The organism is Armatimonadota bacterium, assembly GCA_016125185.1.
Classification (GTDB): Bacteria; Armatimonadota; Fimbriimonadia; order Fimbriimonadales; family Fimbriimonadaceae; genus Fimbriimonas.
The window spans coordinates 642,519-662,858 of sequence record WGMG01000001.1 but is presented as its reverse complement, the minus strand read 5'-3'; the positions used below and the strand labels follow the sequence as shown (position 1 = coordinate 662,858).

Here is a 20,340-nt window from a genome sequence, read left to right as displayed (position 1 = left end):
AGCCCATACACCTTGGCCAAATTAGGGAGTCCGAATAGGTAAGGCACTCTGCCTTAGAGGAAGACTCCCATGAAGAAAGTCTACACATTCAGCGGAAGAATCCTTGGCTTAGCTGCAATCTCCGCGTTTGCCGCAATCAGCCAAGCCGACCCAATTACGATCCGTATCGACGGACAACTTGTGCAATTTACTGACGCAAAGCCCCACATGATGGGTGATCAGATCATGGTTCCCATCCGCGACGTCATCGAGCAGGCGGGAGGAGACGTTGGCTGGAATTCCGTCGACAAAACCGTCACCGCCCAAAAGGGCGATACGAACCTCGAGATTCAGGTCCCCACGGAAGAAGCCACGGTAAACGGTATGGAAGAATCCATCGACGGACCTGTTCACATTCAAGATGGCCGCACAATGGTTCCGATTCGATTCTTGGCAGACTCCCTCGGGGCGGATATCCAATATGACGGCGACCTCAACGTGGTCAACGTACTAATGACTGACTCGACCCCGACAGTCTCTAACTCAACCAACGACAACCCGACGCCTCCTTCGCCGGAGATGATGTGGGAGCAACCAACCGGCTCGGCCATTAAGGCTGAACTGGATGACCAGCTTAGCTCCCTGAACTCGTACGTTGGACAACCGTTTACGGCCACGGTCATCACCGACGGAACTTCGGACTTCTACGGTTTCTCCGACGGAGCCACCTTACGAGGTCACGTTTCTTTCGTTCAACCGATGCGCGATGGCGTGCCAGGAATCCTCGGCATCACGTACGACGAGCTAGTGCTCAAGGATGGACGAAAGATCGCTATTTCCGCCACACCGATTGACGCGGATGCGGACATCACGACGGGTGAAGATGGCCGATGGGCGGCGACGTCCAGCGCACTTACAAAGCAGGATCTGAAGTACGTCGGCGTCAACTACTCAGACTCGGGAATGCTGGTTCCGCTCGTCTCGTATGGAAACTCGGTTTCGATGGACGACGTCGATCAGGCCGTCCCAGATCGAGGCCTGCCTAACGAAGTGACCCTGAACACAGGAACGCTCCTTGGCGTGCGATTCGACCGCGACTCGATCATCGACGCGAACCCACTCTAAAGCGATGAATTAGCCCTTCCGGCTCTGGCGGGAGGGCTTTCTCATGCCGGACGGATGAGGATCGGGCGGGGCGGAATCGGAGCCGTTTGAATCTGAATCGCGGTTGACAGTCGCACGAGGGCGGCGTCAGCGAGTTCTTGCGTCGCCGCGTGGACAGTGGCCAAACGATGGCCTTCGCCGATGAGATCGCCGACCTTCACATGAATCTCCAGACCGGCGGCAAGGTCGATTTCATCATCCTTTGTTTTACGTCCGGCCCCGAGATCGAGAGCGATTTCGCCGATCGTTCGGGCGTCAACCCGGCCGACGCATCCGGCTTGCTTCGATGAATAATCCACCTGAATCGGTGCCTGAACCAGCCAGGAGGTCTCGGAAAAATCAACGGTTGCGCCTTGCGCCTTGATCCACTGGTTCGCCTTATCGAGCGCGCGGCCGCTTTGAAGCGTGTCCTCAACCCGAGCCAAGGCGTCGCCAGCGCTGGTGGCCAAACCACTGACGCGCAAAGCGATCGCCCCATAGTAGCGGCATAGCTCGCGGAAGCGTCGTGTGTTTCCCGACAGTTCTTCTTCCGGCTTGGACAGAACCTCAATGGCCTCCTTCACTTCCAACGCGTTTCCGACCGCCGAACCGAGGGGCTGATCCATGTCGGAAATGGCGGCGTAAACTTTCAGTCCTGCCTGCTTGCCCACCGTCACCAGAGCATCGGCCAGCTTTTCGGCGTGCTCCCGGGTTGGGTTGAACGATCCCGATCCGCATTTGACGTCGAGAATGACGGTTTCGGCTCCACCCGCGATCTTTTTGGAGAGGATCGAGCTCACGATGAGCGGGAGAGACGACACCGTTTCGGTTACGTCGCGAAGGGCGTAAAGCGTCTTGTCGGCAGGAGCGAGTTCAGCCGATTGACCGGCCAGCGCAATACCGATCTTCTTCGCCTGCGAGATCATCTTCTTGGGAGTGAGATCGGAGGAGAATCCGGGGATGGCGTGAAGCTTGTCGATGGTGCCGCCGGTAATCCCCAGGCCGCGCCCACTCATCTTGACCACGCTCAGGCCACAAGCCGCCAACAGGGGGCCGAGCACCATGGTGGTCTTGTCGCCGACGCCACCGGTGCTGTGCTTATCGACCCACGGCTTGGGTACGCCGGTGAGGTCCAACCGGTCGCCCGTATCGGCCATCGCGATGGTGAGATCGGCGGTTTCCTGGTCGGTGAGCGGCTTCAGATAGGCGGCCATGAGCCACGCCGAAAGCTGATAGTCGGGAATTTCGCTCTTGGCCGCGCCATTGGCGAGGAAGACTAGTTCCTCCTTCGAATGCACCATTCCCTCGCGGCGCTTGGCAATGATCGTGCGAAAATCCATCGTTCTCTATACGGCGCTGGGCCGAATCTGGTTGTACCCTAGGTGAAGCGATAGGGCGGTCGAAAGACCCCGGCCTCGGTGATGACAGCGGTGATGAGTTCGGCGGGCGTCACGTCGAAGCCCGGATTATAGGTTGGTGTATTGGCTGGCGCGACTTGCACACCTTCGATGTGGGTCAATTCCTGTGAACTTCGCTCCTCGATCGGAATTTCGTCTCCGTTGGCCAGCGAGGGATCAAAGGTGGAACTTGGAGCCGCAATATAGAACGGAATGTGATGGTGGTGGGCGAGGATCGCCAGCATGAAGGTCCCGATCTTGTTGGCGGTGTCGCCGTTGGCAGCGATGCGGTCGGCCCCGGCAATGACGCAATCGACCTTTCCGGCTCGCATCAGCGAGGCGGCCATGCCCTCGCTGATGGCATGGAAGGGGATACTGTCGTGCAGGAGTTCGAAGGTCGTTAGGCGTAGGCCCTGCTGACGAGGGCGCGTCTCGCACGTCCACACATGGATGTTCTTGCCCTCCTGATGCGCGCTTCGGATGACGCCAAGGGCTGTGCCGTGTCCGGCAGTTGCCAATGCGCCGGTATTACAGATCGTCATGATGTTCCAATCCTTGCCGATCAGTTCGGCTCCGTTGTGGCCGATAGCGAGGTTCATCGCGAGGTCTTCCTGCTCGATCTTCTTCGCTTCGTTCAGGATGGTTTCGAAGTCGTGGTTAGGAAGGCGATTGATGCGATCCAATGCCCAAAACAGGTTCACGGCCGTCGGACGCGAGGCGCGGAGGACTTTGTCAGCCTCCGAAAGGTCTGCCCCATTCTTGGCGGCGAGCGCCATGCCATAAGCGGCGGCGATTCCGATGGCGGGGGCGCCACGCACCACCATCTCGCGAATCCCCTCGGCGACGTCAGCGGCGTGGTCGTAGGAGATCCACTCGACCTTGTTCGGCAGGATTCGCTGGTCGAGCATTTCCAGGTGTCCGTCGGTCCATCGCAGGGGAGTCAACACGTCTTCAAGGTACCTCGTTTCAGGGCGAGGGCAAGGGCGAGAGCCGAGTGCGTAGTGCAAGTGCAAGTGCAAGTGCAAGTGCAAAGAGGGGAGACTATTCCTGAAAACGCTAAACTATAACTGTGACCATTTGGATTTTCGAATCGAACTTGATGTGGTCGTCTCGATTCCTCAACTCTGTGAAGGGCTTCGGCCATGAAGGCATCGTCACCGCCAAAGTGCCGGACGGCGACGCGGACGCCGCCATCGTTAATCTCAGCGACCCGAACGTCGCAGGTATTGTCGCTCAACTCTCCGCCAAGGGAATTTACACCGTCGCCCACGCAGGGCACAAGGAGAAAGAATTGCTGGAGCTCGGACGCGAAATCAAGGTCGACCGAGTGGCGACCAACAGCGAAATCACGAACAAGCTAGAGTCGATACTGGCCGGAGCCAAAGCCCAAAAGTCCTAGGGGTCGAACAATGCTTCTGAGGGTTCGTCAGAGTAAGTGGCCCCCGACAGAGGGCCTTATCCTTGAAATAGATTGGGAGTCTCCCCGGACTCCCTTTTTTCTTTTAAGACGGTTCTGATAGTAGAATCGAAGGCAGAAATGAACAAAGTTTTCTCTAATGCAACGTCAGCATTGGAAGGACTGGTCTTCGACGGCATGACCATCATGTCGGGCGGGTTCGGCCTTTGCGGCATCCCGGAAAACCTGATCCTCGCGCTTCGTGATTCCGGTGTTCAGGGCATCACGGTCATCAGCAACAACTGCGGAGTCGACGACTTCGGGCTGGGCATCCTCCTGCAGACGAAGCAAATCAAAAAGATGGTTTCGAGCTACGTGGGCGAGAACGCCGAGTTCGAACGGCAGTTCCTCAGCGGTGAGTTGGAACTGGAATTCAACCCTCAAGGGACCCTGGCCGAGCGCATCCGCGCGGGTGGAGCGGGCATCCCCGCGTTCTTCACCAAGACCGGCTACGGAACGCTGGTCGCCGAGGGCAAAGAGACACGCGAGTTTAACGGCGAGATGTACGTGATGGAGAGCGGGCTGGTCGCCGACCTCAGCATCGTCAAGGCGTGGAAGGGCGACAAGGCGGGCAATCTCATCTTCCGCAAGACCGCGCGAAACTTTAACCCCATGATGGCGACGGCGGGCAAGGTCTGCATCGCCGAAGTCGAGGAGTTGGTGGAGGTCGGCGAACTCGACCCGGACCAGATTCATACTCCCGCGATCTACGTCAGCCGGATCATTCAGGGCACGAACTATGAGAAGCGCATCGAACGTCGGACAACCCGTCCGAAGGCGGAGGTGAACTGATGCCTCTTACGCGAGATCAGCTTGCCCAGCGGGCGGCGCAGGAACTGCAAGACGGTTTCTATGTGAACCTCGGCATCGGCATTCCGACTCTGGTGGCAAACTATATTCCTGAGGGGATGGATGTAACGCTTCAGTCCGAGAACGGTATGTTGGGTCTCGGCCCGTTTCCGTTTGAGGGCGAAGAAGACGCCGACCTCATCAACGCAGGCAAGCAGACGGTTACCGAGATTGGCGGGTCGTCGTTCTTCTCCAGCGCGGACTCGTTTGCGATGATTCGCGGCGGGCACATCGACCTTTCGATCCTCGGCGCAATGGAGGTCAGCGAGAAGGGCGATCTGGCCAATTGGATGATTCCGGGCAAGATGGTGAAGGGCATGGGCGGCGCAATGGACCTGGTCGCGGGCGTCAAGCGCGTGGTCGTGGTCATGGAGCACACCAACAAGGCGGGCGAGTCGAAAATTCTGCCCGAATGCACTCTGCCGCTGACGGGCAAACAATGCCTGGACCTCATCATCACCGACCTCGCAGTTTTCGAAGTATCGCGCGGAAAGGGCTTGACTCTGATCGAGTTGGGACCAGATGTGACGGTCGAGGAAGTGACGGCGAAGACGGCGGCGAAGTTCTCGGTCTCGCCCGACCTGAAGACGGTCAGCGTCTAAATTCGCTTAAAGGAATCTGCGACCATCCAGCCGCAGATTCCCCCTAGATAGGTGATATTTCCGCCCCAGAGCAGGACTTGGCCGGGCTCGAATCGAGCCACGGAGAGGGCGGACGCGCCAACCATCACTAGCGTCGTGACGGCGATGGCAACCACGAATCGCAGATGGCTGTAGGTATAGCCCCGTTGGGCGATGCAGACGGCTCCGTAGAGGGCGGCGGCGGCCCAGAAGTTCACGATGGCAACCGTGGTGAGGGTCACGATCGGCGACGAAACCTTGCCGGTTGCCGTGACGGTCGAGGCGTTGAAGCGGTCGATGTAGTTGCCGGCGCAAAGCACGGCTCCAGCGCTGACGCCGCTGAGGAACAGCATGATGGCCAGGCCGAGGGTCCAAGTGCTGACCAGGCTGATACCCGGCGCAATGGCGGGCTCGTTGGCGAGCATGACGTACAGGGCCGAACTGAGAACCAGCAGCACGCCGACGATGGCGGTCATCACCGACTTTTGGCTGGCCTTGGTGGCGGCGTCACCGACACTTCTGCCCGGCTTATGAGTTCGGATCAGCTCTTCGTGACGCTGTTGGTAAATGGGGTTTCGCGGGTCCATCTGAGCCGCGTAGGCATACATTTTGGCGGCTTCATCCAGGTTGCCCTTGGCGCGAGCGATGTCGCCCAGTACAGCGTACGGGATCGGCTGTTTGCCGTCCTTCTGCAAAATCTGGCGGGCCAGCTTCTCCGACTCGTTGTACTGACCTCGCGTAAAAATCAGAGTCAGCTTGGTGACGTCGGCCGCGATGGTCGAGACCTTCGCCTCCGAACGCGACTGCGGTTTGGGCTGAGGCTTCGGCTGGGTTTGCGTCTGAGTGGGCGGCGTCTGGGTTGGACGACGGCGCTCGGCATCGGCGAAGACGTCGTACTGTTTGCGCCGGTCGGGATCGCCCAGGACCTCGTACGCCTCAGTGGCTTTGAGGAAGATTTCCGACGACTGCAGAGTCTGCGAACGGTCGGGGTGGTGGGCAAGCGCGATCTTCCGGTACGCCGATTTGATTTCGGCCGCCGTTGCATTCCGACTCACTCCCAGCGTTCGATAATGATCCTGCGCCATGACCCAATACTATTTTTGGCCAAGAACCTAGTAATTTTCACCGCTTAGGCGGAAGGAATTACTGATTGATCTGGTTCGTCACCTGACTTCCGTAGCTCTGGTAGAACGTGATGATGACGTAGGCGATGTAGATGGCGGCCATCAGGAGCACCACCACACCGACGAATTGTCCCAACTGCACGGACCGAGTTTTGGCCTCGTCGTGGTAATAGTCGGACATCTTGTTGAGCATGTGGTCCAGGTTGCCGGTCCGTTCGCCCGTGCTCAGCATGTCGACGACAATAGGCGACAGCGCACCGGTCGAAGCGAGTGTTTCGGTAATCCCCGCGCCACCCTCCAAAACGTTTGAGGCGGGGTAGAGCTTGGAGCGTAAATATTCGTTTCCGCACGAGTCGGCGGCGAGTTTAACCACCCGCGGTAGCGGTACACCGGCCTTGTACAACGCGCCAAACGCCCGACCGAACTTGGCCATCGCCATCTGGCGAATGGTCTTGCCTAGGAACGGGACCAAACTGATGAACATGTCCCACATGTACTTGATGCCGAAGTTGGCAAGGCCGACGCGGAAGAACAAGAACAGACCAATGATGATCGGCGTGAGGATGTACCACGTCGAGATGTTGGTCAGCGGCGACGAGAGGCCCTTTGCGCCGGGCGCGAGAAAATGGATGACCGCGTTTGCGCCGACGATGATGATGATCGAGGCGATGATAAGGAGTTTCGGGTAGATGGTGACTCGGCGATAGAGGTTGCGAAGCTCAATCTCGTCTTCGGTGTACTTAGCGACGGTGAAGAGCGCTTCATCCAGGAAGCCACCTTCTTCGCCGGTGCGGATAATGCTGAGCATGACCGGGGAGAAGATTTCCGGGTAGCGTTGCATGCCGGCCGTCATCGGGCGTCCGGCCTCGACGTGGCCGACCATTTCCTTGATGACGTGCTTGAAGCGTGGGTCGCGGGCTTGATTGGACAGCGTGTCCAGACTCTGGACCATTGGCACACCGGCCTTCATCATGGTGCCGAGCTGGTTGAAGAAGAATGCGAGATTGGCGAGCGAAACCTTGCCGGCGATTGGGCCGACGACGCTGGTGGCGACGTAGTTACGCTGGTGGGTGGGAGGACCTTTCTTGGCCCCTTCATGTCCTGAATAGCTTTCGATGCCTTCCGCGACGGACTTCGTGACCGAAACGGAGGCGTCGATCTTTCCACCGCGACCATCGATGATGTATTCATTGCCGTACTCGGTCGGAGATTCAACGGGATCGGACACGACGGCAGCAGACGAGTCTGGCCGGTAGACGGGCTGGTTGGCAAGCGGGTCGCCGAGCGCAGTCGCGACGCCGATGGACTGGATATTGAGTCCGCGCTTCAACAGATCGCCCATCGCGTTATCGAGACTCGTCCCAAAGACGATGCCACTAATGGCCTCACCCTCGGGATTCAGGGCCTGATATTGGAACGTCGGCATACTAGTTATATTATGGGGTTATCTTCCGAATCCAGTAGCAAAATGAAAAGCGTGTGAATTCGGTGGTGGGTTCAGCGTTCTCAAAGCGGATTTTCCCGCTTGGCTACTGCTCCATCATCAGCTTGATGATGCCGGTGGCGTACATTTTGTATAGGATGACCACCATGATGGCGACAAAGGCGGCCATCGCCAGCGTCGTAGTGGCCATGATGACGATCTTCAGACCGCCGGTCTTGGTTTCGGCCGAGGCGGCCTCGGCCCGTTCGATGCTCGCCAGGGCTCCAGGGGTATCGCCCACCAACTCGCCGTTTTGAGCGATGTTCACATACTCGGGGCTCAGTAGGCCCGTCCGTTGAAGCACCGTGGCGAGCGATTCGTTTTCCCGCGTCGATCCAAGCGCATCCAAGGCTTTCTGGCGCAGGGCAAGGTTGGGAATGCTTCCCGCAGCAATTTGGACGGAGGAAGACGGCGACGCACCACCCTTCAGCATCGCGCCCATACTCCACGAAAAACGCTCGATCGCTTCGGATTTGGCTCGCGAGTAGCCGATGGGCATCATGAGACCGAACCGGTGGCGGAACATGCGGAACGGATACTTCTTCAGGAAAACGACCGTCGCAACGAAGGCCAGCGCAATGAGAAGCCCGGCGAGGATGCTGTGCGACATCTGCTTTTGGATTTCTTGCATCAGGGTTCCCACCGGCGGAAGCTGACCGTCAGCGTCAAACTGACGTCGGATGGTGGCGTTCGAGGCCGTCTGAATGCCGATGCCGCCGATACCGCAGAAGATGAGAAAAGGCGTCATCGCGAAGAAGTAGCCGAGGGGTAGGCGAAAGGCGCGACTGCGCTGAGCCTGATCGGCGATAACGTCGTACGCCTCACCCAGTTGGCCGCTTCGCTCACCCGCGCGGACGATCGACACCATGTCGGGATGGAAGGTTCGAGGGCGAAGCTCCATCGCGTCCGAAAGCGGCTTGCCACCCGCCACTTCTCGCTCCATTTGGGCAAAAACGGCGTGAATCTTGGGCGGGGCCTTAGCCGTCGTGTGCTGGATCATCTGACTGGCCGAGAAGCCCGACCGAAAGAAGCTGGCGAACTGACTGAAGATGAAATAGATTTGCTTGTCCGAAAGCTCGGGCGTGTGGTAGTCCACCGCCGAGGGCGGGGTCGTACTGGCGGGAGCCGCCGCCGGAACGGCACGGGCGACCTCCTGCGGACGCGGTTGCGGCGCGGACGGACGAATGACAGGGGCCGGTTGGGCGATGGGTCTGGCCGACTGCATCGGTCGAGGCTGAGTGGGCGGAGCGGCTTGGATAGGCGCGGCCTGACCAGAGGAAACCAGCCGGAGCCCTCGCTGAATCAGCATCATCTCGAGGTCCTGCATGCTATTGGCTTGCAGGGTGCCTCGCACAGTCTTACCACTTGAGTCCACAGCTTCAAATGGCAGAAAGGGCATAACATTTATCTTACTATTAAGGTAACAATCTTGAATGCTTCGTGCACTAAATGGCGGCGCAATTCATGTAGCCATCAATAACCTCGACGACGGACTGGCGGCGTGCCGGGTCGGAGGGTTCGACTGCTTGGCGATGTCGCCCGGTCTTCTCGCCGATAAGGAGGCAGAGGAAGTCAAGGAAGCGCTTTTCGACGCGGTCGTCGCCCCGGGGGCATGGGGAGTTCCCTTCAACTGGCGAGCCAGCCAAGACGACTTCGACGCCGGGTTCAGCGCGATGAAGGCTCAAATCAAAACCATGCAAGGGGTCGGTGTGACCCGATGCGCGACCTGGATTTTGCCGGGATCGAACGATTTGACGACCGAAGCGAACACCGAATTCCACCGTCAGCGGCTAACGCCGATCGCCCAGCTACTGGCCGACCACGGCATGATCTTCGGCCTGGAGTTCGTCGGCCCCAAGACCTTGCGCGACAAGTTCACGCATGGATTCTTCTATAGCCTGATGCCGATGTACGAATTCGCGCAGACAGTTGGTCCGAACGTCGGTTTGCTGGTGGACGCCTGGCACATGCACACCAGCGAGAGCAGTCTGACGGACCTAGCTACCATTCCCGCCGACAAGATTTCGCTCGTGCACATCAACGACGCGCCCCCGAACCTCGGACTGGATGAACTGGTCGACCACAAACGGTGCCTGCCATGTTCGACTGGCGTCATCGACCTTCCCGCCTTCATGGCTACGCTGCGCGAGATTGGCTACGAGGGCCCGGTGGAAGCCGAGCCGTTCGATGAGACGTTGAAAGAGCTTCCGAGCGACAAGGACCGGCTCGAAAAGGTCGGCGCGGCAATGGCAAAAGCCTTCGCCGTCGCCGACTGACTAATTACGATCCCGGCTGGTAGTACCAACTGGTCGGGATAGCTTCGCGCTTGACCGTGTCCGACTCGTATTCGAGCTTTAGCGACGACGCGCCACCCGCATCAAAGAAGAGCACTTCCAGGTTGTAGAAGCCGTCGGCGGCCTGAATTCCAGAACTCCTCGGCACCGCTCCGTGGAGGCCGTCGTTATCCACCACACGAACGCCGTTCAGCTTCACCACCGAGCCGTCGTCGCTGGTCACATACAGCCGAAACTTGCGGTCGGGAAAGTGAATTCTCGCCTTAAAGCGCAGAGCAAACGGCTGGTCGCCGCTTGGTTTCTTCGCCAGGTCGACATCGGTCACTGGTACGGCCGCCTGAGGCGGCGCATGCTCGAACTCATCGACGCTGGAGTACTTGCCCTTGATCACTTCGACCGAGAGGCCGTTGGCCGGCATCACGGACGGAAGCGGATACACCTTCGAGCTTTGATAGAGCGCGGCAGCGTCGCCCAGAGTACCATCGCCACGTTTGTAGGCGAGGTAGAACGGCGTATCCATCGGGAGTTGCTGAGCCAACACTAGCTTCCAGTCGCGAGCTTGGGCGTTGGCCGCCCCGCTCCCGAAGACGGGTTGATTGAAGTCGCTCCGATAGATCGTCATTGGCTTGGTGTCGAACGAGAAGGCGCACGGAATGCTCGGCGCTTCGAGGTAGTAGGCGACACCCATCGAATCCAGATTCCGCACGTTCGGCAGGAGTCGGGTCTGGAAATTGTCCCAATCCTTCGGCGCGGATGACCACAGCACTTCGGCGGTCGCAAAGGCTCGCGGCCACACCATGCGGTCATATCGCTCAACGGTGGGAATCCATTCGGTCCAGACATTGCACTGGCCACCAATCACGTAGTTTCGCTCCTTGCCGACCAGCGAGGGGGGTACAGGCTCCCAGTTGTAGACGTGCTCAGTCGAGATGGCGTCGTAGCTGTAGTCGAAGTAGCAGTGCGACGTCGGCGACATGACGACCTCATGGCCGGACTTGGCGGCGGCGATACCGCCGTCGATACCGCGCCAGGACATGACCGTTGCATTGGGCGCGAGTCCGCCTTCGAGAATCTCATCCCAGCCGATCATCTTTCGGCCCTTCGAATTGATGTACTGCTCGACCCGCTTGATGAAGTAGCTTTGGAGTTCACCCGCGTCCTTCAGGTTCTCGGCCTTCATCCGCGCCTGACAGTCGGGACAGGCATTCCACCACTTCTTATCCACCTCGTCGCCGCCGATGTGAATCCACGGCGAGGGGAACAGCTTCATGACCTCGTCGAGCACGTTGTCGATGAATTGAAAGGTGGCATCTTTGCCCGCGCAGTAGACGTTGGTCGTCCATGAGTTGCCGGGATACTTGGTCGCGCCGGTACACCCGAGTTCGGGATAGGCAACCAGCACCGGCAGAGTATGGCCCGGCATCTCGATCTCGGGCACAACGGTGATGCCACGGTCCGCCGCGTACTTCACCACATCGCGGACCTGCGCCTGGGTGTAGAAGCCGCCGTAGCTCTCTTCGCCCGGCACCGGCTTGGCGAGATTGATGTCTGAATAACTCCACGGCACGCCCGTTCCCTTTCGCCATGCGCCGATCTCGGTGAGTTTGGGATACTTCTTGATCTCCAGTCGCCAGCCGCCGTCGTCGACCAAATGCCAATGGAACACGTTCATCTTGACCGCCTTCATGAGGTCGAGCGTCCGCTTGATGACAGTCACAGGGAAGAAATGGCGAGAGACGTCGAGGTGCATGCCGCGCCACTTGAAGCGAGGCGAGTCCTGAATGTCCACCGAGGCGAACTGGTTGGATGTTCCCTGCCGGAGTTGCTTCAGCGTTTCGATGGCGTACAGCGCTCCGGCGGGCTTACTGTATCGGACCAGGATGTGGTCGAAATCAACGTGGAGGGTGTAGGCTTCGTTACCCAACTTGGCGTCGTGCTGAAACGTGACGACGTTCTTGGCGTTGCCCGCCGAATAGGCCAACTTGAACTGCGGAACTAGGCTCCGAAGCTCGCTGACGGCGAACATCTTTTTGTCGGTGGTGACTACTGTCCACTTATCGAACAGAAAGGGCTTCGATGCCACGGACTTTACGCTGGTCGGGAGGGGAACGAGGGGCAAAACACCCGGGTTTTGGGTCCAAAGAGCCGCCAAAATGCCAAGCATTTCCGAATTGTAGGTCTAAACTTACTGCGAATGCGGCGTTTTGGACTCTTGTTTCTCCTCATGTTCCTAGAATTTGCGATTTGGGGAGCATGGTTACCGGTAGCCCAGACGTATTTTCAAGGCCAGGTTCCGGCAGGACTCGGCTTCAACGGCACTCAACTCGGCATCCTTTTCGCCCTGATGCCGGCCTGCAGTATCTTCATGGCGCCGTTATTCGGCCAACTGGCGGATCGCGTCTTCAACTCCGAACGTCTGCTGGCCACACTTCATCTGCTTTCGGCGGTGACGCTGTTCGCGATGTCGCGCCAGACCACTTTTACGGGCACGTTGGTCTGCTTGCTCATTCATTGCTTGCTCTTTTCGCCCACCGTTGCGCTTTGCACGTCGGTGGTGATGCACCACCTCGACGATCCAGCCACGCAGTTCGGCAACGTGCGAGTGGCAGGGACGATTGGGTGGATGGTTTCGGGTTGGGTGCTTGGGTTTTGGCGAGTCTCGGGCCGGTTCCAGACTCCAGGCGACCTGTTCGTGATGGCGAGCGTCCTCAGCCTGATCCTTGGCATCGTCTGCTTCTTCATCCCGCGAACACCGCCGAGCAAGGCGGCGGCAGATGGCGACCGCTTCGCCTTTGGCGCGGCGCTCAAGCTGATGAACAACACGAACTTCATGATGCTGATGATCATTGCGTTCGTCATCTGCACACAGTTCGATTTCTTCTACATGTTCACGCCGGGCTTTCTGACGTCGCCGACCCAGGAAACCCTGTCACGTATCTTGCCCAGTTCGTATCAGGGCGTGGGCGGAGCGGGCTTAGGCATCCTCCCACAAAAGGTTTCGTTCTACATGTCGTTTGCGCAGATGTCGGAAGTCATTCTGATGCTGTCCCTGCCGTTCCTCATCAAGCGGCTGGGATACAAGTGGACGATCTATCTGGGAATCCTCGCCTGGTTCCTCCGCTTCGCGATCTACGTGTTCCTTCCCACGCTTCTTGGCGCGATCATCGCAATCCTTCTTCATGGCTTTTGCATTGCTTGCTTCCTGATTGGCGGTTCGATCTACGTCGCCAAAGTCGCTCCCGATAACATTCGCGCCTCGGCCCAGGCCTTGTATGCCATCGTCACCTTCGGGTTCGGTCGCGTCATTGGGTCGATCCTCGGCGGCCAGATCGAGAATATGAATACGACAGTGCTCCCGGTTCGGCTACCACTTCCGGGCATGAGCGATTTGGAAAAGCTCATCAACTGGCAGGCAGTCTTCGCGGTCCCAGCGGGAATGACGCTGGTCTGCGCGCTCGCCTTTCCATTGCTTTTTCGATTAAAAAAGGGTGAACTAGACTAATACCCTTCGCCATCAACGGCGAATCGTTTATAGTGAAGGTTAGAGGGGCAACGACATGATTGCGTCGATTCTTTTTGGGGCTTGTCTTATCACTCGGCAGGAGCCGAAAGTATCGTTGGATCTCCGGGGCGTTCGGCTAGAGAATGCCGCGCCAATTCTAGCCAGAACATTTGGCTGGGATTCACTGGAAATCGGCCCAACTCTCATCAACGAAGTCATCCTGGTGCGCGCCAAAGATATCGAACCCTCGGTCCTGCGCGACAAGCTTGCCTTTGCCCTCAATGGAACTTGGGAGCACCGTAAGGAAGGCTGGCGTCTCACCCAATCGGACGACCAGAAGGACGCCGAAAAGAAGTACGACGCCGAGCAACACTTTAAGTTCTACAAGGAGCTCACCGAGAAGGCGCAGAAGAAGCTTCAAGAGATGAAGCCGTTCGACGAGCAGAACTGCAAGGCCCTCGTCCAGCGATTGGAGGCGCTTTCAAAGACACGAGTTGACCGGTTCAGCAACAGTTTTTGGCGTCAGATTCAGGCGATCGATTCGCAGAGCCCCGCTAGTCGGTTCGGCTATCGCGCCGCCATGCGCCTGAAGCCGCAGACATGGATGCAGTTGACTCCCGAGAATCCACGCATTGTGTTCTGCAACCACCCGAACGCGATGCAGCAGGCGTTTCCCTTCCAGGTCGATGACCTCTTGTCCCAAGTGGCGCAGGACCAGAACCAGTGGTCCATCTACGCGGCGGGCCAGCCCTTGCCCGGACCTCGGGCTGGGAACTCCGAGGAAGACGGCTACTACTCCCTGGGCGAGCTAAACCAAAAGCGCGACCCGTATAAAACGACCGACTTTGCGACTGTTACGATGACCCTGCAATACGGACAGGAGAGCATTGAATTCGCAGGCTATGACCGCGATGGGCACCGATCCTTCCAGTCCAGCGTCAGCTTTTACGACTACGGCGACGATAACTACAATTATCAGGACGAACTAGATAAGCAGAGGAAGATGGCGGTCAAGTTGACCGGCGACGCCGACGAATACGTCAACTTGATCTCTCCCATGAGCATGAAGGACCGCCAAAAGGCTAAGCAACACGATATCAGCCCGTCCTTGCTCGAAAAAATCCTTCACCCGGAAAAGGTCGATCCGCTTTCGATTTCTGCCCCCGACGTCTACCTGTCCAGCATCGACACGCCGAACGTCATCATGGTGTTGAACGACTACCAGCGAGGGGCCCGTTTCGCCGAGTTCAAGGACCCGCGCTACGCTCGGTACGGAATGCTAGGGGCCATTACTGACGAAAATGGTTGGTTCATTTATCGCCAGCCCGACCCTGTCGCCAATCGTAAATCGATGCCGGACCGAAAGAGGCTCGGACCAATCCTCCGCTATATCTACAAGAATCAGCGGCCCCTCAACTTGGAGGAGCAAGCCGACCTCGCGATCAGCCTGCCGTGGGAACAAGATTACGCCTACGCCTACCAACGCTACTTGGACCTCCTCAGTAACAAGGAGGTCGAAAACTACGGCAACCGGACCGGCCTCCGAATTTATGGATCCATGTCCGACGTTCAGCGCAAGCAAGCCGCCGGCCAGGGCCTGCGCGTATCGCAGATGTCCGATTCCACCAAATTGGAACTGTACCGAGCGCTTTTCTACTCCCAGCGTTACGAAACTCAACTGAACTTCGATTACGAAGCCGTCAACAAGATGACGGATAAGGAGCGGAACGAGTTCTACAAGATGCAGGAACTGATCTGGGGAGGCATCTACGAGGAGAAGACATTCGCTATCCCGCAGGGTCTTCTGAACAATTTCGTTCTGACCATCAAAGACAATTCAACCGATAAGCTTTACGCCGGTCGCCCGCCGGCTCAAGACGATCGATACTACTACGGCGAAGGTCGATCGATGGGAGCCAACGAGCTTGGCCAATATCTCTTCAAGATCAAGTTCCCCCAACGCTACCGATGGGAAGTTGATAATTACAACAAAATCGACGAAAAGAATATTCGCCTGATCAGCCAGCGAAACCTTACGATCAAGTTAGCGATTTCCCCTTTGCTGAACTGTCAGTGGACGCTGACGCAGTCGCTGTTCACCGATCCGAAGGTGTATACGGCAGACACCCTGCCCCAAAACATTCTCGACGAGATCAAGAAAGGCTATGCCGAAGCGGAGAAGTACGACAAGCAGTACGGCGATCAGATCGGCAACTACCCCAGGCCGACGCACGCGAATCCTCCGCCAAGCCGATGAAGCGTAAGAATGACGTAAACATCCGCCTCGGATTCGTTTATAGTGAAGGTTAGAAGGATCACATGTTCGCGCCGCTCATCTTAGGCTTCGTCGTCGCTACGCGTCAAGTGCCCAAGGTCAGCCTGGACCTACGAGGGGTGAGACTTGAGAACGCCGCCAATACGCTAGCCCAAACGCTCGGGTTGGATTCGCTTCAGATTGGCCCGACGCTGACCAACGAGGTCTTGCTCGTGCGAGCCCACGATGTCGATCCCGAAACCCTGAAGGCCAAGATCGCGCTAGCCCTCCATGCGACATGGGAACACCGAAGCGAGGGGTGGTGGCTGGCCCAAACCGACGAACAGAAGGACGCGGACAAGAAGACCTTTACGAAGAATCGGTATGAGTTCATCAACGAGATTCTGAGGACTTCGAAGAAGCGGTACGCCGATATGAAACCGTTCGACGAAGCGGCTTGTCGGCAGATTCAACGCGGGCTGGAAGAGCTTTCGAAAAGTGCGCCACCCAAAGGCGATTATTTCGATGACCCGCGAGCAGTAAAGCTCGACCTACAGGGGCCAGCCTCCCGCCTCACCACAGCCATCGGACTGCGGTTGACGCCGGACATGCTGTTGCACCTTACCGGCGAAACGCCCCGCATCGTCTTTTCGAACCACCCCACGCAAACCCAATACCCGATGCCGTTCGCAACTGACGATCTTCTGCGTCAGCTATGCGACCAGCAGACTTTGTGGTCCAACATCGCCGGAACCACACCCGTTCAAGGCTCCCGTCGCGAGGGCCAAGGGACCCCGGTTTTCTTGGGCGACATGAACCAGCGCCGCGAACCTCTGCACCTCAGCGACTGCTATATGGTCACGGTGGCGTTCCAGCTTCCCTACAGCACGTTCACCGTGAATGTCTATGACCGGAAAGGCAAGCAGGTCTTCAACGCCGACGACAACCTATTCGACGAGGACGACACTGAAGCGACGGGCAACACGACCTACGACCAAGAAATCGAAGACTCGATTCGCAAGGCGACCAAGCTGACAGGGATCGCAAAGGAGTACGCCGACGCCGTGTCGCCGGTCGATCCCCGCTTGTTGCGGGGCGAGAATAAGGCGCTCAGTCCTCAGCTTCTTCAGATGGTGCTTCAGCCGGAGACCATCGATCCGCTCTCCATCGCTGCGCCCGATGTTTACTTGGGCGCGATCCCCGAGCCGAACGTCGCCATGGTTTTGAGCGAAGACGAGCGTGCGGTTCGCACTGCAGAGTTTCTCGACGACAGTTACGCAAAGTACGGCGACGGCACCATCACACGCGGAGACGGCTGGTTCGTGCTCGCCCACAAGGACCCGATCGTGAGCCGCGCGCAGTTTGTCGATCGGAAGGTCCTCGGCCCCGCATTTCGGTACCTGAACAAGGTGCGGCGACCGCTCTCCATCGAAGAGCAGGGCGAACTCGCCGACCGATTCCCTTGGGAGTTCGATTGGACTGGTCGCTACAACGACTACCTCCGCCTGATCAAGACGGACGAGGTCGAATTTAACTCGGACCAAAGCGGTTTGCGCTTTTATGGTGCACTCACAAGCGACCAGCGGGAAGCCGCCAAGAAGAGCGGAATCACGATTGATCGCCTCTCGGAAAGCGCCAGGCTGGAGCTCTTCCGCGCAATCTACTACAACCAATTCGGCATGTCGCGACTGGACGTCGACGAGGACCTTTACCAACACGAGATGACCGACAAGGAGCAACAGCAGATCAATGAAGTGGAGGAGCTGATCTTTCAAGGCATCTATGCCGAGCCGACCTTCGCCCTGCCGGACGGCCTCAATGGCAAATTTATCCTGAAGATCACGGACGAGACCGAGCCGACGCTTTACTGCGGCTCACAACCGGTGCACACAGAGTTCGGGACGATGGCGAACGGTCGCTCGATGACGCCCGAGGACCTCGGACAGTTGTTGTTCATGGCGACCAAGCCTGAGACGTATGGCGAGAATTACGATCCGTACTTCAAGCTGGACGACAAGAACATCCGCATCGCCTCGGCCCGGTCACTATCGATCAAGGTCATGGTCTCGCCCCTGCTGTGCTACCAGTGGCACCTGGGGCAGACAATCGTCACCGATCCCAAAACGTACACGGCGGCTAACCTTCCAAGCGAGATTCAGCTGAAGGTCAAGCAAGCCTTCGACGACATGGCCAAATCGGACAAAGAGGGTGGTGCTTTCCGAGATCAGTTTCGCTTCAATCCGAGGAGGGTTCCGCCTCCTGCCGTGATTCCGCCTGCTCTCCGCTAGCGAACCTGGGTACCTTCTGGCGCTTCCTTGTCGGGCTGGAGCAGGATTGCGCCGCCGTTTTCATCGGTTGCCGCCAATAGCATGCCTTGGCTCTCGACGCCACGCAGTTTGGCCGGCTTCAGGTTGTAGACGACCACGACCTGGCGACCGATCAGGTCTTCCGGCGTATAGTTGGCGCGGATGCCAGCGACGATCTGTCGCTTCTCTTCGCCGATGACGACCTGGAGCTTCAGGAGCTTGTCGCTCCCTTCGACCGGCTCAGCCTCGAAGACGCGCCCAACTTTGAGCTGGACCTTTGCGAAGTCTTCGATGCCGATGATGTTTCCGTTGGTTTCTTCCATTTTTTCTTTCTTAGGCTCGGGCTTGGGTTCGGGTTTCGGTTTGGAGGCCGGAGCGGAGGTTTTGGCGATTTCAAGTCGCGGGAAAATTGGTTCGGGTGAACCGAGTTGAGTGCCGCCTGGGAGCGATTCGGGCGAGCCGATTTGACTCCAATCGGTGAGCGGAGCAAGGCCAAGCTGAGCGGCGATCGCATCGGCCGCATGGGGCATGTAGGGCCTCATGAAGCCCTCGGCAGCGCGGACGCAAAGCAACATCGACCGCACCACGCTGGGGAGCGACGGGTCGTTGGCTTTGGCCAGCGCCCATGGGGCTCGGGTGTCCACATACTTGTTGACAAAGCGAATGACCTCGATGCCCGCTGCTGCCGCGCGTTCGAGTCGAAAGCCGTCCATCGCCTTCTCGAAAGCCGCCTTGGCGTCTGCGATCGCAGATAGGACTTCTGCTTCAGGTGCGTCATCCGGTACGACACCACCGACGAACTTATGCGCCATTGAGAGCGAACGGTTGAGGGCGTTGCCCAAGTCGTTCGCGAGGTCGCTGTTATAGCGCTTGTCAAAGTCTTCGTAGGTGAACACCGTGTCGTTTTCGTAGCCCATCGTCGCCGTCAGGTAGTACCGCACGACATCGACGCCAATCTCCGGCTTACAGCCTGTTCGCTCGCTTGTCTCCTTCGAGAGTTCGAGCGGCGTGATGACGTTGCCCTTCGACTTCGAAATCTTCTCGCCACCCAACAGAATCCAGGCGTGGGCGATTACGTGCTTCGGCAATGGCAGATCTGCGCCCATGAGCATTGCGGGCCACAGCGTAGCGTGAAATCGGGTGAGGATGTCCTTGCCGAGCCATTGGCACAAAGCCGGCCACTTGTCTTCCCAGCCCGGATTCGGCCACCCAGTCGCCGTGATGTAGTTGATCAGCGCATCGAACCAGACATAAATAACCTGGCTCTCATCGCCAGGCACAGGAATTCCCCAGCCGTTGTTCTTACGCGAGATGCACTGGTCCAACAGACCCTGACGGATGAAGCTGACCACCTCGTTTTTCCGTGTTTCGGGAATGATGAAATCGGGGTGCTCGTCGATGTGCTTCAGCAGACGGTCTTCAAACGCCGAGAGCTTGAAGAAGTAGTTTTCTTCGCTGACCCAGCGCACGGGGTTGCCGTCCGGGCTCTTGCCGTCGACCAAGTCTGACTCCTTGTAGTACGTCTCGGTCGAGACGTCGTACCAGCCCTCATAGGTCGCCGTGTAGATGTAGCCGTTCTCTTGGAGCTTCTTGAACAACGCCTGTGAGGCGATCCTATGGTCCTCGCGCGAAGTTCGCATAAAGGCGTCAAACTGCATGCCCATGCCATCGAAGATGGCGACAAAGCGGTCGGTGATCTCCTTCACGAACTCGTGAGGATCGCGACCTTGGGCCTCGGCGGCTTCCTTGATCTTCAGGCCGTTCTCGTCGGCTCCGGCAACAGCAAAGACGTCCATGCCACGCATCCTGAAGTAGCGGGCCGTGATATCGCCCGACAAGGTCGTCAGAATGTTGCCAATATGGGGGGTGCTGTTGACGTACGGTATCGCCGTCACAATCGTCGTTTTCGGCATGAACCCAATTAGTTTACCGA

At 58.1% G+C, this 20,340-nt stretch carries 15 protein-coding genes; 8 read left to right on the top strand and 7 right to left on the bottom strand.

What is annotated here, in order from left to right:
* Positions 1-69: 69 nt before the first annotated feature.
* The gene (locus GC165_02975) at positions 70-1,104 is read left to right on the top strand and encodes a hypothetical protein (protein ID MBI1331822.1); all 1,035 of its coding nucleotides are present in this window, start codon (positions 70-72) and stop codon (positions 1,102-1,104) included.
* Between the two features lie 41 nt (positions 1,105-1,145).
* Here the strand turns inward: GC165_02975 and GC165_02970 are convergent, their stop codons facing one another.
* Positions 1,146-2,462 (bottom strand): thymidine phosphorylase, encoded by a 1,317-nt coding sequence (locus GC165_02970; protein MBI1331821.1) that lies wholly within the window; start codon positions 2,460-2,462, stop codon positions 1,146-1,148.
* A 38-nt stretch (positions 2,463-2,500) separates the two neighbouring features.
* Positions 2,501-3,463: an S-methyl-5-thioribose-1-phosphate isomerase gene (mtnA, locus tag GC165_02965; GenBank protein MBI1331820.1), complete on the bottom strand. Its 963-nt coding sequence runs from the start codon at positions 3,461-3,463 to the stop codon at positions 2,501-2,503.
* A 125-nt stretch (positions 3,464-3,588) separates the two neighbouring features.
* Between mtnA and GC165_02960 the strand changes: the two genes are divergently transcribed.
* The 3 genes from GC165_02960 (at position 3,589) to GC165_02950 (ending at position 5,426) form a co-directional block, all read left to right on the top strand.
* Positions 3,589-3,918, top strand: a complete 330-nt coding sequence (locus GC165_02960; GenBank protein MBI1331819.1) for a hypothetical protein — start codon at positions 3,589-3,591, stop codon at positions 3,916-3,918.
* Between the two features lie 138 nt (positions 3,919-4,056).
* Positions 4,057-4,767, top strand: a complete 711-nt coding sequence (locus tag GC165_02955) for a 3-oxoacid CoA-transferase subunit A (protein MBI1331818.1) — start codon at positions 4,057-4,059, stop codon at positions 4,765-4,767.
* The gene (locus GC165_02950) at positions 4,767-5,426 is read left to right on the top strand and encodes a 3-oxoacid CoA-transferase subunit B (protein MBI1331817.1); all 660 of its coding nucleotides are present in this window, start codon (positions 4,767-4,769) and stop codon (positions 5,424-5,426) included. Before GC165_02955 ends, GC165_02950 begins: the two co-directional genes overlap by 1 nt.
* Here GC165_02950 and GC165_02945 read toward each other — a convergent pair.
* The 3 genes from GC165_02945 to GC165_02935 all read right to left on the bottom strand — a co-directional run bounded on the left by GC165_02945 (position 5,423) and on the right by GC165_02935 (position 9,450).
* Positions 5,423-6,529 carry a DnaJ domain-containing protein gene (locus tag GC165_02945; GenBank protein MBI1331816.1) on the bottom strand — a complete coding sequence of 369 codons (1,107 nt, stop codon included), beginning with the start codon at positions 6,527-6,529 and terminating at the stop codon, positions 5,423-5,425. The genes GC165_02950 and GC165_02945 overlap by 4 nt on opposite strands.
* Before the next feature lie 58 nt (positions 6,530-6,587).
* Complete coding sequence (locus GC165_02940; protein MBI1331815.1) at positions 6,588-7,994, bottom strand: hypothetical protein; 1,407 nt, start codon at positions 7,992-7,994, stop codon at positions 6,588-6,590.
* A gap of 103 nt (positions 7,995-8,097) precedes the next feature.
* The gene (locus GC165_02935) at positions 8,098-9,450 is read right to left on the bottom strand and encodes a hypothetical protein (GenBank protein MBI1331814.1); all 1,353 of its coding nucleotides are present in this window, start codon (positions 9,448-9,450) and stop codon (positions 8,098-8,100) included.
* Between the two features lie 34 nt (positions 9,451-9,484).
* On the opposite strand from GC165_02935, the gene GC165_02930 reads away from it, so the two are divergent.
* Positions 9,485-10,327, top strand: a complete 843-nt coding sequence (locus GC165_02930) for a TIM barrel protein (GenBank protein ID MBI1331813.1) — start codon at positions 9,485-9,487, stop codon at positions 10,325-10,327.
* Positions 10,328-10,331: 4 nt separating this feature from the next.
* On the opposite strand, the gene GC165_02925 is transcribed toward GC165_02930, so the two are convergent.
* Positions 10,332-12,509 carry a family 20 glycosylhydrolase gene (locus GC165_02925; GenBank protein ID MBI1331812.1) on the bottom strand — a complete coding sequence of 726 codons (2,178 nt, stop codon included), beginning with the start codon at positions 12,507-12,509 and terminating at the stop codon, positions 10,332-10,334.
* 30 nt (positions 12,510-12,539) lie between these two features.
* Here GC165_02925 and GC165_02920 point away from each other — a divergent pair, with 30 nt between their 5' ends.
* From GC165_02920 to GC165_02910, 3 genes are all read left to right on the top strand, one after another.
* Entirely contained in the window at positions 12,540-13,847 is a 1,308-nt protein-coding gene (locus GC165_02920; GenBank protein ID MBI1331811.1) for an MFS transporter, read from the top strand.
* Positions 13,848-13,902: 55 nt separating this feature from the next.
* On the top strand, positions 13,903-16,104 hold the full coding sequence (locus tag GC165_02915) for a hypothetical protein (protein ID MBI1331810.1): 2,202 nt from the start codon (positions 13,903-13,905) through the stop codon (positions 16,102-16,104).
* Positions 16,105-16,166: 62 nt separating this feature from the next.
* Entirely contained in the window at positions 16,167-18,389 is a 2,223-nt protein-coding gene (locus GC165_02910; GenBank protein ID MBI1331809.1) for a hypothetical protein, read from the top strand.
* Here the strand turns inward: GC165_02910 and metG are convergent.
* The gene (gene metG / locus GC165_02905) at positions 18,386-20,320 is read right to left on the bottom strand and encodes a methionine--tRNA ligase (protein MBI1331808.1); all 1,935 of its coding nucleotides are present in this window, start codon (positions 20,318-20,320) and stop codon (positions 18,386-18,388) included. The genes GC165_02910 and metG overlap by 4 nt on opposite strands.
* Positions 20,321-20,340: the final 20 nt, after the last annotated feature.